Annotated in this window: 15 protein-coding genes; 9 read left to right on the top strand and 6 right to left on the bottom strand. The window is 58.4% G+C overall.

The window, feature by feature from the left end; translation table 11 throughout:
* The first annotated feature begins 3 nt into the window (after positions 1–3).
* From NKI96_RS22480 to NKI96_RS22455, 6 genes are all read left to right on the top strand, one after another.
* A complete protein-coding gene (locus tag NKI96_RS22480; RefSeq protein WP_352561578.1) occupies positions 4–2,481 on the top strand; it encodes an FAD-dependent oxidoreductase in 2,478 nt (825 codons plus the stop codon).
* Positions 2,474–3,769 carry an aspartate aminotransferase family protein gene (locus NKI96_RS22475; RefSeq protein WP_352806228.1) on the top strand — a complete coding sequence of 432 codons (1,296 nt, stop codon included), beginning with the start codon at positions 2,474–2,476 and terminating at the stop codon, positions 3,767–3,769. The genes NKI96_RS22480 and NKI96_RS22475 overlap by 8 nt, the downstream gene beginning before the upstream one ends.
* 25 nt (positions 3,770–3,794) lie before the next feature.
* Positions 3,795–5,030, top strand: coding sequence for an NAD(P)/FAD-dependent oxidoreductase (locus NKI96_RS22470; RefSeq protein ID WP_352544116.1), 1,236 nt, complete (start codon positions 3,795–3,797; stop codon positions 5,028–5,030).
* Positions 5,031–5,045: 15 nt separating this feature from the next.
* The gene (locus NKI96_RS22465; protein ID WP_352806225.1) at positions 5,046–5,795 is read left to right on the top strand and encodes an electron transfer flavoprotein subunit beta/FixA family protein; all 750 of its coding nucleotides are present in this window, start codon (positions 5,046–5,048) and stop codon (positions 5,793–5,795) included.
* A 24-nt stretch (positions 5,796–5,819) separates the two neighbouring features.
* Positions 5,820–6,758: an electron transfer flavoprotein subunit alpha/FixB family protein gene (locus NKI96_RS22460; protein ID WP_352806222.1), complete on the top strand. Its 939-nt coding sequence runs from the start codon at positions 5,820–5,822 to the stop codon at positions 6,756–6,758.
* 71 nt (positions 6,759–6,829) lie between these two features.
* Positions 6,830–7,873, top strand: coding sequence for a GlxA family transcriptional regulator (locus NKI96_RS22455; protein WP_352561573.1), 1,044 nt, complete (start codon positions 6,830–6,832; stop codon positions 7,871–7,873).
* Positions 7,874–8,241: 368 nt separating this feature from the next.
* Here NKI96_RS22455 and NKI96_RS22450 read toward each other — a convergent pair whose 3' ends face one another.
* The 6 genes from NKI96_RS22450 to NKI96_RS22425 form a co-directional block, all read right to left on the bottom strand.
* The gene (locus tag NKI96_RS22450; RefSeq protein ID WP_352561698.1) at positions 8,242–8,424 is read right to left on the bottom strand and encodes an FMN-binding negative transcriptional regulator; all 183 of its coding nucleotides are present in this window, start codon (positions 8,422–8,424) and stop codon (positions 8,242–8,244) included.
* Positions 8,425–8,445: 21 nt separating this feature from the next.
* Complete coding sequence (locus NKI96_RS22445; RefSeq protein WP_352656768.1) at positions 8,446–9,375, bottom strand: 2-oxoglutarate and iron-dependent oxygenase domain-containing protein; 930 nt, start codon at positions 9,373–9,375, stop codon at positions 8,446–8,448.
* Complete coding sequence (locus NKI96_RS22440) at positions 9,372–11,423, bottom strand: NAD(P)-binding domain-containing protein (protein WP_352806219.1); 2,052 nt, start codon at positions 11,421–11,423, stop codon at positions 9,372–9,374. Before NKI96_RS22440 ends, NKI96_RS22445 begins: the two co-directional genes overlap by 4 nt.
* Before the next feature lie 375 nt (positions 11,424–11,798).
* Positions 11,799–12,206: an amino acid kinase family protein gene (locus NKI96_RS22435; protein ID WP_352806216.1), complete on the bottom strand. Its 408-nt coding sequence runs from the start codon at positions 12,204–12,206 to the stop codon at positions 11,799–11,801.
* Between the two features lie 164 nt (positions 12,207–12,370).
* On the bottom strand, positions 12,371–13,066 hold the full coding sequence (locus NKI96_RS22430) for an OmpW/AlkL family protein (protein WP_023816337.1): 696 nt from the start codon (positions 13,064–13,066) through the stop codon (positions 12,371–12,373).
* A 144-nt stretch (positions 13,067–13,210) separates the two neighbouring features.
* Positions 13,211–13,402 (bottom strand): hypothetical protein, encoded by a 192-nt coding sequence (locus tag NKI96_RS22425; RefSeq protein WP_352544108.1) that lies wholly within the window; start codon positions 13,400–13,402, stop codon positions 13,211–13,213.
* On the opposite strand from NKI96_RS22425, the gene NKI96_RS22420 reads away from it, so the two are divergent.
* The 3 genes from NKI96_RS22420 (at position 13,401) to NKI96_RS22410 (ending at position 16,324) form a co-directional block, all read left to right on the top strand.
* On the top strand, positions 13,401–13,835 hold the full coding sequence (locus NKI96_RS22420) for a hypothetical protein (RefSeq protein WP_352806213.1): 435 nt from the start codon (positions 13,401–13,403) through the stop codon (positions 13,833–13,835). The two genes, NKI96_RS22425 and NKI96_RS22420, sit on opposite strands and share 2 nt — an antisense overlap.
* A 790-nt stretch (positions 13,836–14,625) precedes the next feature.
* Positions 14,626–14,994, top strand: coding sequence for a hypothetical protein (locus NKI96_RS22415; protein WP_352544106.1), 369 nt, complete (start codon positions 14,626–14,628; stop codon positions 14,992–14,994).
* Positions 14,995–15,019: 25 nt separating this feature from the next.
* Complete coding sequence (locus tag NKI96_RS22410; RefSeq protein WP_352806210.1) at positions 15,020–16,324, top strand: lysine N(6)-hydroxylase/L-ornithine N(5)-oxygenase family protein; 1,305 nt, start codon at positions 15,020–15,022, stop codon at positions 16,322–16,324.
* Positions 16,325–16,437: the final 113 nt, after the last annotated feature.

Below are 16,437 nucleotides of genomic sequence, written 5' to 3'. Positions count from 1 at the left end.
ACAATGACCATATCTCACGCGCGGGTAGTAATCATAGGCGGGGGCATCATGGGATGCGGCCTCGTCTATCACCTCGCGCATGAAGGCTGGACCGACATCGTTTTGTTGGAGAAGGCCGAGTTAACGTCGGGATCGACGTGGCATGCCGCTGGGCAGATCACGCATTCGACGTCGAGTTTTTCGCTCGGAAAATGCGTCGGCTACAATATCGATCTCTATTCCAAGGTGCTCGAAAAGGAGACCGGACAATCCGTAACCTGGCACGGCTGTGGCTCTTTGCGGCTGGCTTACACGGATGATGAACTCGACTGGCTCCGTCAGACCCTGAGCGTCGGAAAGGCGCTGGGCTTCACCATGGAATTGGTAGATTTGGAGCGCATCAGAGAGCTTCATCCCTTTTATAATCTCGAAGGGGTACAGGCGGCACTGTACACGCCGGATGACGGCCATGTTGACCCTTCCGGCGCCACCTTCGCACTTGCGCAGGGTGCACGTCAGCTCGGGGCCAAGATCGTACGGCAATGTCGGGTCATGCACGTAAAGCCAGAGCCCAATGGCGAATGGCGCGTCTTTACGGAACAGGGCGAGATCGTTTGCGAGCATGTCGTTAACGCGGGCGGCACTTACGCGCGCCAGGTTGGAAAATGGGTTGGGCTCGATGTCCCCACCACCTCCATGACCCACCATTACCTGATAACGGACACTGTTCCGGAATTCATGATGCTAGAAAAGGAGCTTCCCGTCGTTCGGGATGATCGTTTGGTATCCGGCTACGTCCGGATGGAGCAGAAGTCCGGTTTGATCGGCATCTACGAGAAGGCGAATCCCAATGCCGTTTGGATCGAAGGTTGTCCGTGGGAAGCCGAGCATGAGTTGTTCGAGCCCAATTACGATCGCATTATGCCCTGGCTCGAAAATGCGATGGGTCGGATGCCCGTGCTTTCTCAGCTCGGCATCAAGCGGGCTGTGCATGGCGCCATTTCACACCCCCCGGACGGGAACCCACTCATCGGCCCAGCGCCCGGGCTTAAGAACTTTTGGCTCAATTGCGGCTGTCAGATTGGTATCGGTTGGGGGCCTGGGCTGACGCGCGAACTGGCCCGTTGGATGGTTCACGGCGCCGCCGACATCAACATGCGCGACTACGACCCCCGGCGTTTTGGCAAGTTTGCCGATCAAGACTATCAGGTCATCAAGGCAAAAGAAGATTACCTTCTGCGCCATGAAATACCCTTCCCGCACCTCAACCGTCATGATGGGCGGCCGGTCAAGCCAAGCGCACTTTACGACCGCCTGCAGAAGCGCGGCGCTGTGTTCGAAGAGGTCTATGGTTGGGAACGCCCCCGCTGGTTCGCGAAGGACGGTCTTGAGCAGAAGGACTATTACTCGTTTCGGCGACCCGCCTGGTTTCCGCTCGTTCAGAAGGAAATCAGCGCGGTGCGCGAGTGTGCCGGCCTGATGGATATCTCGGCCTTCTCGAAGGTTCAGGTGTCGGGCCCGGATGCTGCCGGGTTCGTTGATCGACTGATACCGAACCGCCTCCCATCGAAAACCGGCCGAATTGCTCTTACGCATTTGCTCAACGATAGAGGGCGCATCGAGCTGGAAACGACCATCGTTCGCTTGGCGGATGACAGCTTCTACTTCACCTGCGCTGCCTTCTTCGAACAGCGACTCCTGGACCACCTGACGTTTGCGCGTACGGCGAACGAGTCCGTGACCATCACTAATCTCTCGGACAGGTGGGGCGCGCTTGCGCTTAACGGGCCACGGTCACGCGACATTCTGGGACCGAATACCGAGGCTGCTCTTACAAACGCGGCTTTTCCCTGGCTGACGGCTCAAGAAATCGAAGTCGCCGGGCAGAAGGTTTGGGCGTTTCGCATGTCCTATGCGGGCGAGCTGGGCTGGGAATTCCATACCTCTAGAGAAAGCCTGCCGGCTATCTACGACGCCCTGCATGCCACCGGCAGCGCCTTCGGCTTAGTCGACTACGGCTCATTCGCAATGAACGTCATGCGCTTGGAAAAGATGTTCAAGGGAGCAGGGGAATTGACCAATGAAGTGACGCTTCCAGAGGCCGACGTCATGCGTTTCGTTAAGTTGGACAAGCCTCAATTTGCTGGAAGGCAGGCTACGTTGGAAGCAATGGAGAGAGGACCGAGTTGGATTTGCGCTTATCTTGCGATCGAAGCCGACGGCGTGTCCGACGGAAATGGCGGCGAAGCTGTCTTGCTGGGTGATCGGCAGGTCGGGTCCGTCAGCTCCATTGCCTATTCCCCGACTGCCGGGAAAATCCTGGCGTTCGCCTATGTCGCTCCCGAAGCTGCGCAGGTCGGAACGAATTTGCAGGTCATGGTGCTCGGCGAGCCTCGAGCGGCGACAGTTCTCGGCGACGCCGTCTTCGATCCCAACAATGAACATCCACGGGTTGATGCTGAAAGCTCAAGCCCGACCAAGAAGGTTGCGGCACATGCTTGACACCGTCGTGAATGCTGGCGCCAAACAAAGCGATTGGGTGAGCCGGGCGAAGGCGGTCTTACCCGGCGGTGGATTTGGAAATTTTGATCCTTCCATCGTCATACGAGAAGGCCATAGCGCTCATGTCTGGGACGAGAATGGCAAGGAGTATATCGACTTTTTGATAGGCTCGGGACCTATGATCCTAGGTCATGACAATGCCGAGGTCATTGAGGCCATTCGCGAGCAAACGACACGGGGTCTCACCTTTTTCGCCAGTAACAGGCATGCGATCGAACTTGCGGAAGTCATCTGCGAGGCGGTGCCGTGTGCAGAACAGCTTCGATATGTTTCGACAGGCGGCGAGGCGGATATGTACGCTATGCGTCTCGCACGAGCGCATACTGGTCGCGATAAAATACTGAAGTTTGAGGGCGGCTATCACGGGATGTCGTCTGAAGCGCTGATCAGTGTTTTTCCGGACCGAATTGAGAATTATCCCAACGGCGTTCCAGACTCGGCCGGGATTCCCGAGCAAGTCCGTGACGGCGTCTTCGTCGCGCCATTCAATGACGTAGAATTCGTGCGTCAATTCCTGGCTGAGCATGGCTCGAAGATCGCCGGAATCATCGTAGAGCCGCTCCAGCGCTTGATCCCACCGGCGCCAGGTTTTCTGGAGACATTGCGCGAGGAATCGTCGAAGCGAGGCATTGTTCTAATCTTCGACGAAGTTGTCACCGGATTCCGCCTGGCCTACGGCGGCGCTCAGGAGCGATACGGCGTGGTGCCCGATTTATGCACCTTGGGCAAGATCATCGGAGGCGGCCTTCCGCTTGCATCGGTTGCGGGGAAGACGGAGATCATGGCCCACTTCGACAAAGCAGCTGTTGGGAAGGACGGGTTCACCCTTCAGATCGGGACGCTAAGCGGTAATCCTCTTGCCGCTGTGGCCGGACTCAAAACCTTGGAGATCCTGCGTCGACCCAGTAACTACGACCGACTTCGCGGATATGGCGTAACGGTCATGGGAATGCTTAGCAACGCGCTCGACCAAACCGGTATCGCGTACCAGATCGTCGGCGATCCAGTGCTGTTTGACGTGGTCTTCACCGAGCAAACCGTGAAATCTTATCAAGACGTCGCAAAAGGCAATTCCGCGGCGGCCGGTACATTTAATACCGCCCTGCGTGAGAAGGGGATCCTCAAGTCTCCGGGTAAGATCTACCCATCCCTTGCCCTGACCGACAGTGATCTGGCCTGGACGAAAGAAGCAATCGATCACGCTGCGACTAGACTAGTGGCAGCATAGAGCAAAAGCACCCCCTGAGGAACATATGCAGGACAATGTTGTCATTGTCGGCACGGGGCAGGCTGCGCTCTCGTGTGCCGTAAAGTTACGCGACTCCGGCTACGACGGCGCCGTTACCATGCTTGGTGATGAGCCATGGCTGCCTTACCAAAGGCCTCCGCTGTCCAAGGCCTACCTGAAGGGCGAGACAACAGCGGAGCGATTGGAATTTCGTCCTCAGGAGTTCTACGCTAAGGCCGGAATTATGGTCGAGCGAGGAAGTTCCGTTAGCACCGTCGATCGCAACACCCGAACTGTTAGGACATTTGACGGCAGAAGTTATTCTTATAGCAAGCTCGTTTTAGCCACAGGATCACGGGCGCGGGCCCTTCCAGAAGAGACGACGCACGGCCTGGACGGGATCCTGACCCTGAGGAGCATCGCGGATGCCGATCGCCTTCGGAGCGCGTTAGCAAGCGCAAAGCGCATCGTCGTCGTTGGCGGCGGTTACGTGGGGCTGGAAGTTGCTTCGGTTGCTGTTCGAATGGGCAATGCGGTCACCATTGTCGAAATGGCTGACCGGGTCCTCAAGCGCGTCGCAGGCGCTCCAACAGCTCAAGCGATCGAAGAACTTCATGTGCGCCACGGTGCGACCATCCTAACCAATGAGCAGCTGAAAGGATTTTCCGGCGACAGCGGCAAAGTCTCGAGCGTATCTTTGCAAAGCGGGAGGATGCTCCCTGCCGATTTGGTGCTGGTTGCGATTGGTGGCATGGCGAATGTTGAGCTCGCCGCGCAAGCCGGCCTGATAGTCGAAAATGGCATCGTTGTTGGCAAATTCGGTCAGACCTCCGACCCCAACATCTATGCGGCTGGTGATTGTGCCGCTTTTCCTTTTGGCAGCCGGTCAATCCGCCTGGAATCGGTACAAAACGCCATCGAGCAGGGCAGTGTCGTCGCTAATGCCATTTTGGGAAGACCGGTGGCATACGAGCCCGTCCCATGGTTTTGGAGCGACCAATACGACACCAAGTTGCAAACAGCTGGTCTGGCGCTTGATTACGATGACATCCTCGCAGTGTCGGCGGAACCGGGCTGTTCAGCGTTTTGGTACTTTCGCGATGGCTTGGCCGTGGCCGTTGACACGATGAATGATGCAAGAACGCACATGGTAGCGCGCCGGCTCTTCGGAGCTCGTGTCGAGCTTCCGCGGGAACTGCTCCTAAAACCCGACTTCAACCTCATGCAGTACGCACGCACAGCCGCCGCGCCGTCTGGGTGAATAAAGGAAAATCCGATGAAAGTGCTTGTGCCCGTGAAGCGGGTTGCGGATGCGAACGTCAAGGTTCGTGTGAAGGCTGATGGTTCGGCGGTGGAACTCGCCAACGTCAAGATGGCGATGAACCCGTTCGACGAAATCGCGGTGGAAGAGGCGATCCGGCTGAAGGAAGCCGGCAAGGCCGAAGAGATCATCGTCGTATCGATCGGCCCGCAGCAGGCGCAGGAAACCCTGCGCACCGCGCTCGCCATGGGCGCCGACCGCGCCATCCTGGTCAAGACCGACGAGCGGACCGAGCCGCTCGGCGTCGCCAAGGTGCTGAAGGGCGTCGTCGACGCCGAACAGCCCGGCCTCGTCATCCTCGGCAAACAGGCGATCGACGACGACAGCAACCAGACCGGCCAGATGCTGGCCGCCCTGCTCGGCTGGGCACAGGGCACTTTCGCCTCCAAGGTCGTGATCGACGGCGACAAGGCCAAGGTGACGCGCGAAGTCGACGGCGGCCTGCAGACGGTGGAGCTGAAGATGCCGGCGATCATCACCGCCGACCTCCGCCTCAACCAGCCGCGCTATGCTTCGCTGCCCAACATCATGAAGGCCAAGAAGAAGCAGCTCGACGAGAAAACCCCGGCCGACTACGGCGCCGACGTCAAGCCGCGGCTGAAGGTCATCAAGACCGAGGAGCCGAGCGGCCGCAAGGAGGGCGTCAAGGTCAAGAGCGTCGCCGAACTGGTCGACAAGCTCAAGAACGAAGCCGGCGTCTTGTAAGCGATCGGGAAAGGAACAGATAAAATGGCAATTCTCCTCATCGCCGAACACGACAACGCAACGCTTTCCGACCAGACCGCCAAGGCGCTGTCGGCAGCCCTGCAGATCGGCTCGGACGTTCATGTGCTGGTGGCCGGCAAAGGCGCCAAGGCTGCCGCTGACGCAGCCGCGAAACTGAAGGGTGTGAGCAAGGTGCTGCTCGCCGAAGCCGACGAACTCGCCGAGCGCCTGGCTGAGCCGACGGCGGCGCTGGTCGTCTCGCTGGCTGGCGCCTACGACACGGTCATCGCGCCCGCGACGTCGGCCGGCAAGAACATCGCGCCGCGGGTGGCGGCCCTGCTCGATGTCGCGCAGGTCTCCGAGATCATCGAAGTGGTCTCGCCCGACACCTTCAGGCGCCCCATCTATGCCGGCAACGCCATCCAGACCGTGCAGTCGACCGACGCCAAGAAGGTCATCACCGTGCGCACTGCTTCATTTCCCGTCGCCTCCCAAGGCAATGCGGCTGCTGTCGAGATTATCTCGGCGGCAGCCGACCCCGGTGTATCGTCCTTTATCGAGAACAAGCTTTCCGGAACTGATCGTCCGGAACTGACCTCGGCCAGGATCATCATTTCGGGTGGCCGTGCGCTGGGCTCCTCGGAGAAGTTCCAGGAGGTCATCCTGCCGGTTGCCGATAAGTTGGGCGCGGCGGTTGGTGCTTCGCGCGCCGCGGTCGATGCCGGCTATGCGCCCAACGACTGGCAGGTCGGCCAGACCGGCAAGGTCGTCGCTCCCGATCTCTACATCGCGGTCGGCATCTCCGGCGCCATCCAGCACCTTGCCGGCATGAAGGATTCGAAGGTCATCGTTGCCATCAACAAGGACGAGGAGGCGCCGATCTTCCAGGTTGCCGACTACGGGCTGGTCGGCGATCTCTTCCTCATCCTGCCGGAGTTGGAAAAGGCGCTCGCAGGCGGCTGAAGCGGGAAAGGATAGCGGTCGTTCCTCTCGCTAGAGGATAAGACGGCGTCCTCTGGTCAAGCGGTGACAGAATGAACGTAATAAACAACCGACTTGTTGGCGAGCGGAGATTGGGTCGCGGAAACTTAGATTCCACGGCCTTCATGCCTTTGGCTGATGGAGTCACGGAGTTCTCGATAGTCCTTGTTCCGGGATTTTCACAACTGTGTATGTCGTCGTTCATCGATCCATTGCGGTATGCGAACAGATTGTCCGGACGCGAGCGGTTTCGATGGAGGTTGATAAGCGACGACGGCAGCCCTGTTATATGTGCCAGTGGGATCCGAGTGTGCGTGGATGCAAGTCTTAAGGAAGCCAAGCTTCTGAAATCGGAGCGTTTGCCCGATGGCATCGTGGTTTGCGCGGGCGCGGGAATCGAACATTATCCCTCAGCACCACTGTTGTCCCTTTTACGCTTCTGTGCGCGTCGCAATGTGAGGCTTTACGGACTCGGCACCGGCGCATGGGTCTTTGCTGCGGCCGGTCTGTTGTCAGACACGCGCTGTACCATCCACTGGGACACGATGGCAGCCTTCTCGGAGTCATTCGAAGGTCTCAAGCTGACCGACGCCCTATTCGTCGAGCAGAACGGAATCGTCACCTGCGCCGGTGAATTTGCGGCATTTGATCTCGCGATCAGCTCAGTAGAACACCGATGTGGTTCCGATGTGGCGCGATCAGTCTGCCGATTCCTCACAGCCGATCGATGGCGCGAGGGGGAAAGCTGTCAATCTGCTCCCCTTGGGCTTCGCTTTAGCGGCGCGAGCGAAAAGCTGATCCGCATCATCCGCATGATGGAAAATTCTGTAGATGAGCCGTTGACGATTCGCGCTATTTCTCAAGAGCTGGGCCTTTCTTGCCGGCAAATCCAGCGCCTCTTTCTTCACCATCTCAAGGCGACGCCGATGCGATACTATCTTTTGCTCAGAATGGCGCGGGCGCGCCAACTACTCGAATTGACCGATATGTCCGTGCTGCAGGTGGCAATCGCTTGCGGGTTTGTCTCATCATCGCACTTTTCAAAATGTTTTCGTGATCACTTCGGTGAAGCACCAAGCAGTCTGCGACACGGTTAAGTCGATCTGCGGCCATTCTCAACCGAACGGACCTCGCTGTTGCCGAGAAGATGGCCAGCGCCGTGGCTGCAGACCGCTCAAGCAGTTGAGTTCATGAACCCTCAGGTCACAGCTTACGGCGCCCTGCGCGAGGATCATCCAAGATGTTATAAATCGGTTGTTCCGCAGCAACTCATAAAACTTAGGCTAGCATTGGGCAGTCCAGAACCCGCGGCTTCTGCGCAAGGCTTATCGGATTTGCCGGCCGCGGCTTCGCTCATCGCTTGTGCCACACTACTGGCTCTTTGGGCGTTCACCATTCCCTTAGCGTTCTGAATGTCGCGCACCTCTTTGGGTGATTTCGATCCCCAAAGCCGCGATCGCTTTGATCATAGTTTCGATGAATCCTTCGGCGCGTCGCCCATCTTCCACTGGCCGGCTGCGCATACGTGTGAGCTTCGCGACGTTTGCGACATACGTAGCGCTCCATGATCCCGAACGGTGATGCGCCCATGGGCGTGGACAACGAGATAGTTCCACGCCGGGGTACCTGCCGAACTTGAGCGGTGCAAAGTTCGGCAAAACCGAACGACCTATTGCAACTCTCGTGCCCGTCCGGCTCCATCCCGGGTTTCCCAGATTGACTCAAAGTTGCGCAGCATCACTTCCGCCACACTGAAGGTCTGCTTTCCTTGCCGGGAAGTCAGGCAAGCGTCGATGTCGGGATAGATAAAGAAGGGCAGGGAAATTCGGTCAGTCGGACCGGTATGCACGACCTGATGGGGTGTGCTCTTGAATCGGTTATCGCTCAAAGCCTGAAGCATGTCGCCCAGATTGACCACGAGAGTGTCGGGCAAGCTCGGCGCCGGCACCCAGCGCTCCCCGAACCACACCTGCAAGGAGCGCGTGGGAAGTTCCTCCTGCAGCAGCAGCGTGAAGAACCCATTGTCGGTATGCTTTCCGGCCGTGCCGCCACTAGATGGATACCGGATCACGCGTTGCAGGACCGTCGGCGGGCTGAAATGACGTCGGAACCAGCTCTCTTCCAATTCGAGCAGGTCGGCCAGTGCCATTCCAAGCTGTGGCACAACCTCGTTGACCACAGTAGCCTGCAAAGCAAGCAGGTTTCGAGCGAAACCAGGAGCCACCGCGTCATCCGGAAGGCGTGTGCAACCAGCAAATGGACGCCGGTCGCCTTCCTTCTCGATTCCTAGGTCGAACATTTCCTTCGGATCGGGGCCAGCCTCGGGATGTAGCACCTCGCCGTACAACGGACTGTACCCACGGGCGGTAGCAGGGTATACGTCTTGGGTGGCGTGACCGTAACGTTCCTTTGTCGACTGTGGCAACGTGAAGAAACGCCGGGAAGCCTGGATCGCTTCTGCGATCTGTTTCTTTGGGATTCCGTGCTCAAGGTAGAAGAACCCGTACTCCTCGCAGGCCAGGCGTAGGCGCTCGCGCTCTTCGTGTCGGGTTGCATCGGCTGCCAGTTTTGCCAGTGAGATTTGCGGTAGTGTGGTCATAGCTGCTCCTCCGTTGGTGCGTTAGCTTTGTCGGTCACTTTGAAAACCCAATAGTGTGCGTCCTCCTCCGCGATGTATCTGCCGTCGTTTAGACAGTGTGCTGTCACAAGCACGCCCGCATCCTGCAGACGCCGCACCTCATCTTCAAAGGATGTGGCCTCCGCATAGCTCTTGCGGGTGCTTACGATGACGAATCCGTTGGGGCGCGTGACGCGAGCAAGTTCGCGCAGTGCGTCCGGTCGGATGTGACCGAGCGTGAAGACACCGCAGCAGACCGTAATATCGTAGGTCGCACTGGAGTATTCGGGCAGCGGCACGTTAAGGTCGACATCGCCTTGGACATCGCGGTAGACGCCCGTTTGCCGGGCTTGTTCGGCCATCGCCTCGGAGAGGTCGATCCCATCGATCAACCGGAAGCCAAGGCGTTCCAGTTCCACGCCGACGAGGCCCGTTCCGCAGCCAGCGTCCAGGATTGCGATGGCTGCTCGCTCATTGGCCAAATAGGCCGTCTGAACCGTGCCCGCCAATTCCGCCACGATCATCGGCCCGCAGTACCGGTCCTGGCCAACATCCAACTCGTAGGAACTGGCCCATCCGCGATAGAAGTGGGTCAAGCGATCGACGTCGCCGTCGAGGTCATGGGAATCCTTGATGCGTTTTCGCGCAGCTTGCTCCAGTGTCGTCTGCTGATCGCGGGTGTTCATGACAGGTTCCTCCGTACAGGGACAGATGAGATTCGGTATAGTCGTCGGCTTCGCAAGCGCCGCGGCTGGATATACAAGATGTTTGTTGTCGTACTGCCCATTTTGGCTGTCCGACCAAGCGGAAGCGCCTACGCTCCAGGTGATAACCTCGTGTATCAGGGCATCGCTCAGGCCCATTCCGCGCCCAAGATCAAACGCCTCGTCAAGAATCAGCCGATTGATGTGGGTGAGCTCACCGACCAGAGACTTGAGCAACCGTATCTGGATGCCACTGAGCGGGATGTCGTCGAGCGGAAACACATGCTCAAGCTTGGGTTTGATCCGTCCGACGGGATCGGTCAGGAATTCTTGGTCTGGCGGATGCGCGGGGTTGGCACCGTACTTGGATGGCGCGCGATAACCCGGCACTTGCAGTCGAACGCCGAAGACCACCTCCGCCAGTTCGATGACCCTCAGGTGGCTGTCGTATCGGTCGAACTTCCGTCCCGCCAAGCTAAAACGCTTTTCGACCGCCCGTCCGAGCGGCAGTCCCACGCGCAGTTGGTTGGCCAGCTGGACGGTCAAGCCCATATCCTTCACCGTGATCTCCAGGGTGCAGGAGCGGTCGTAGCTGCCATCCAGGAGAAACGGGGCGAATTGCTCGATTGCAACGGAGTTCGCCGAAGAACCGGCAAAATTCCGCCACGCCTGCTGCGCTGGAACCCCGGCCCGCACGCTTCGGCAGAGCGCGTCGCCGCTCGCAACGGCTGCAGTGTAGAAAAGTAGATTCGTCAGTAATTTAACTGATTGGCCTTGACCGATGTCTCCGACATGGAAGGAGACGGCTCCCATGGTTTGCAACACCGCCTCGCAACGCACATAGGCCTCCGATGACCCGCCGACGAAAAAGCTGACATTGGCAAAATCGACCCCCATGTGGGACAGGTTGCTTACGGGCGCTTCTAGCGAATCCACGCCAATTGCTGCCGCCAGACGGGCGATCTCGAGCGTGTTGTGGTAGTCGGTGGTGGACGTGTCGATCCAAATGCTCTCCGGGGGCATTCCGGCCAAAGCGCCCCGCTCGCCCACCATATTGTCGAAGACGTCGCGTGGCAGCGGCAGGCAGGTAATGACAATGCCGCAGTCGCGGGCCGCGTCGCGCGGTGCATTATGCCACCGGGCGCCCTTTTTCAGCACGTCTGTCGCAGCCGCGGGATCGATGTCGTAGACATTCACCGAGTAGCCGGCTTGCAGGAGCTTGGCGGTCATCGGCCGGCCCATCATGCCGGTACCGATGAATCCAATGCGATCGACGTTGCGAGAACGATCGGCGCGGACGCTGCTTACACCGCCTACAGCAGACATTTAACTTCCTTCGAGGCAAACGAACGGTTGCACGACAATTCCGAATAAAATAATTAGCGACGTTCGATAGAGTAGTAAATGATCTTGAGCGTTAAAGCAATCGAGCGCATAATAAGAAATGATATAACACCTTAACGCGACCATCATACTTGGTCATCAGATAGAATTTATGTCACATTTGCGAAGCGGCAAGCAGACATATAGACAATTTCTCTCATTGTTTGAGCGCAATTGCTTGACAAAAATGAGCTTAAACTCGTCGGAATTTCATGCTGATGGTAATCGGCTGGACATTTCCGACACGATCGCAGCCCTATCCGGCGCAGTCACCACACTTTGACAACCGGACGCCTCAAATCCACGATCATAGCGTCTTCACCTGAGCGGATGGGCTTCAGAGCGAAGCCGCGAGAGATCGGCACGCAACCAAGTGCAGCCAACGTGCCTAAAATGGGCGGAACGGGCGCGCGCGGGGTCAAAACTCTGTTCATAGGCACGCATGAGCTGAACCTGACTGATAGCGGCCGCCGTTTGTTTCTCCTCAACTGGCAGAGATCTGTCCAGATGGTTGAAGTGACTTGAGCCGACCGCGGCGGCACCAGAGGTGACGATGATCATCTGCTGCCCGAGTGCGGAAAATCGGACGACATCCTCTATCAGCGTCTCAAGCCAAGGACCGTGCATCTCTCCGTTTTCTGCATCGCCATCAGTGCAGAGCCGATCTTCACCATCAGCCGGCGAGCCGAAGCCAATCGGATCGAGCTTGTTGGTGCTGCCGTTCAATGTTGCTGCACTACTCTAGATGTGAAGACACGCCCTCCAATCCCACCTTTCCTAAGCGTCGCGGCCTAAGCTCGCACGATGCGCCCTTCATTTCAGGTCGGCTGCCCAAGGGGGCGCTTACTTCGTGGTCCAGGTCTTCAACAAGCCTTCTTCGCCTTTCGCTATCAGAACCGGTAAGTGACACCCGCGCCTATTAACCAGGGATCGAGCTCGGCCTTGCCCGTCAGCTTCGCGCCGTCCACCGTGACGTCGAAGTCTGGCTTCAGGAAAAGCTTCTTCACGTCGAAGTTGACGCCCCAGTGCTGATCCACCATGTAGTCGAACCCGACCTGCAGCGCTGTGCCGAACGTGTTCTTAACCTTGAGAGTGTTGGCGCTGCCGGCATCCTGGTTATAGAAAATCGTGTAGTTCACGCCGGCGCCAACATAGGGCTTGAAAGCGCCGAGATCGGCAAAATGATACTGCAATGTGAGCGTAGGCGGCAGCAGCCAAACCTTGCCGATATCGCCAAGCCCTCCGATCGTTCCTTGACCGTTGATGTTTGCATAGGTGGTGCCGAGAATGAGCTCGGCAGCGATGTTGTCCGTGAAGAAATAGGAGATATCGAGTTCCGGCGTCACTGTGTCCGAATATGAAAGACCAGAGCCGGGCACCGCATTGACGTAACCCCAATCCTCAGTGATGACCCCCAACGCACGCAGCCGGATCTGCCAAGGGCTTGGCGCTTCCGTGACCGAGGCTCCTGCCTTCGGGACGCTAGCCGCTTGCGCAAGGTCCGCCGCGACGGCCTGCTGTCCCATCACGATGAGGACAACGGCCGCTGTTACTCCCCGCGCGATGCGGATTTTGTTTCTCGCCATGATATCGTCTCCTTGCTCTTCAGAAATGATGCACTGAACTACGACAAGTCTTGCTCGAGTTGTGGCGGAGCGCTCATGCGCAGTGTGCGTGGGACCGCGCACACTCTATTTGCGCCGTGCTCGCAATCATCGAGCTGTACTCACTTAGAAGTAAGCGGGATAACCAAAGGCCTGCAGCTTCGCGGCCGTCTTTCGCGCCTGGCCCGGGTGGGCGCGTTCGGCCCGCTTCGTGGTGGCGAGCAGGATCGGCGTAGCGGCAATGGTGGTGCCGGCCCACGGTGCGCGCGGATTTCCGGCCGTCTTGCCAGAACTGTAGAGGTACTGACAGCGACGCATGAACACGGGAACCTTGTCGGGACAGTCGGAGATCGCTATCAGGGCGTCGCCTCGCGATCGACTGTGTTCCACCGAAGTGCCCCATCGTTCTAACCGGCTGGCTGGCGGCCCAGGCAAGTGTCCGTTCTCGTTCCAGATCTTCGAGCCAAAGATAGGAATCCTCGTCTGGGGCATTCGACTGGAAAACAATTTCAAGGTTCTCCTTCGGCTCGGGAGAGCTTTGTTTTTTTGCCGCTGCGACCGCATGTTCGGTGAGCTTGATCATGGCATGATTTCTCCTCAGTCCTTGCCGCAACGCGTTTTGCTGACAGCATCGCAGGAGTCGTGCCAAATGAGTAAATCGTTTCATAACAATGTGATCCCCCTGATGGCGCCATGTCTTATGTCCGACATCGTCGAAGATCCGACAAGGAGTGCAGCCATGACCGCCTGATAAGAACTCCTGTGCGAACTCGGTGGGCACTGCGGAATAAGCAGTGAAGCTCACCGCGAGACTGGCCGAGCTTCGGACGCACAGCCTGAGAAATCCGCGGCGGCGATGATCAATAACTGAGTTACAATGGCTCCATCTTGGCCCACCGGCCGGCGCGCAAAAGACTGCTTTGCGGCCCTATCCCTCCGCCTGGGACCGAATGGCGCACGTGCTTTTGGAACCGGCAGAGTGGTCATACGCAATTCTTCCGGGTGTCGGTCCCATATCGCGCACTCATTGATGCGCTTAGGTCTGGGCATGCGCCCATCCGCAAGCGTCCCGTCAAGAGCATCGATCCGACACCAACATAGAGAATTGCTTCCGCATGAGAGAGGCCTCGCGGCGGACATGAGATTGCGTCGCTCTTCATGATCGCGGCCTCCAAGGATGTCGGGATCCAGCCAGTGCAACGGGACGATAGGGCTAACGATCTGGCAGCTGTTGCAACTGCTGAGCTCGATGGACACGGCATATCGTGATCTGTCCGACAGAGACGCAGGGTTCTGCACTGTCCGTTCATAAAGACTGCGCTGGTCCCCATAGGAGAAGTATTCTGATGCAGAGGGTGCCCGATTAGCTATTCGGAGAAAGGCGACACCGAAGTGCAAATCGGGCGCCGCCCTGAAGCGTCCCCCTCAATGTCGGATGTCGGACAGGATCGCAAATCCGCCAACCTGTTGTTTAATAAAGTTTCCTTCTCTGGCACGGCCCATGCATGGGACCCTGCGAACGCATCAGCGAGACGTCGTCCATGATCATGCGCACCGAAAATGCCGTCGCCGTAGTGAACACTGCGCTCTCGCCTGCCATCAAGCCGCCGAAAGGCCTGCGCGTCATGGTCGGGCCGGCGATTGGGCCGGCTTCAAACACCTTAATGGGCCTGCAAAGCGTCTCGCGTGACGGCGACGCGGGCATCGAGACGAACGGAAAGACATACGTCGTTGCCCCACGTCGCCGGCATGACCCCTCGATTTCACCGCGCTGGAATGCTCCGGTCTACATTGGACGACGCGAACGCGCTGGACAAATGCTCGCAAACCCGGTCGGGACCGGTGCTCCGAACGTCCGCGAGGGGGGCCCAGTGGCTGCGGCCGGTATTCGCCGCGAACAAGCCGCCTAGTGGGAAGACTCTATAGGAGGAAGCAGTGGAGTTATCTTGCGTTGGGATCGGTGCTGGCCCGTCCAATTTGAGCCTTGCGTGTCAGCTACACGAGCAAGCTGGGAAAGGGGCGGTGTTCCTGGATCGGCAGGTCGACTTCCGCTGGCATCCAGGCAGTGCATTCGATTCCTCGGAGCTCCAGGTCAGCCACTTCAAGGACCTGGTCACTCTAGTGAATCCGCGATCAGCCTACACTTTCGTAAACTTCCTGCACGAGAACGGGCGTCTGTATCACTTCCTGAACGCACAGTTCGAAGCCGTGCTCAGAGTGGAGTTCGAACAATACCTGAACTGGGTCTTCCACAGGAACCCACTTGTGCGTGGCGGTGAGACAGTGCGCGAAATCCGCTTTGACGGCGAGTTTCGGGTGCGGACGGATAAGGCGGTTCTCGGCGCCAGAGACGTCGTGGTCGGCATTGGCAAGCAGGCGCAAATTCCGCCTCAGTTCCAGGGCTGGACTGGACGCAACCTGTTCCACTCATCTGTTTTACTGCACATCCACCCTGAGGTGCGGAGAAAGCATGTCTGCGTGGTCGGCGGAGGACAATCGGGAGCCGAGGTGATGTTGCACCTTGTCGGCCTGCCGAAAGAACGGCGGCCTGCCTCGATCACTTGGGTCTCGCAGCGCGAAAACTACCTGCCTCTGGACAACAGCCCGTTCACAAACGAGTTGTTCATGCCCTGCTTTTCGGATCGTTTCGCGGCGATGAGCGAGTCACAGCGTAAGCTGCTCCTGCGGCGTTTCGTGCTTGCCTCGGACGGCATTTCAGAAAGCACGTTGCGCGCGATCTATCAGGCGCTCTACCGCCACTCATTTTTCGAGCCAAACCGATCCGACATCACACTGCGGCCGGGCTGCACCGTCTCGCATTGCATGAACGCCGGCGCGGGTCACAGGCTGACCCTGCAGCACGGCATGGTCGAGGTCGAAGAAATCACGGCTGACATCGTCATCCTGGCCACCGGTTACGAGAACGCGATGCCAGACTTCTTGGAACCTATCGCGCACCGGCTGGAGCATATCGACAATGAATTAGCTATTCGCGACGATTTTTCGGTGAGCTGGGACGGACCGCGTGACAGACGCATCTTCGTACAAAACGCGAGCCTCGGGCAGCGCGGCCTGGCCGATCCGAACCTAAGTCTGCTGGCCTGGCGCGCGCGCCGCATCCTCGATAGCCTTCTTGGGCGCGCGCCATGCGCGAACCCCGAGCATCCTGGCTTCATTAGCCATACCTCGATCGAGAGCTGGCCCGCCCCCGTAGCCGAAGAAATGGGCAGCGGGATATGACTCGTAAACTTCTGATCATCGGCGGTGGTATCCTGGGAACGTTGTCCGCCTCCGCTGCGGCGAAGGCCGGAGGCTTCTCCGAAATCATCGTGACGGAGCAAGTTCTTGGACCA

It is taken from the genome of Mesorhizobium sp. M0292, assembly GCF_040321695.1.
Taxonomy (GTDB): domain Bacteria; phylum Pseudomonadota; class Alphaproteobacteria; order Rhizobiales; family Rhizobiaceae; genus Mesorhizobium.
The sequence above is the reverse complement of the archived record's forward strand: the minus strand, read 5'-3'. Positions and strand labels throughout refer to the sequence as shown.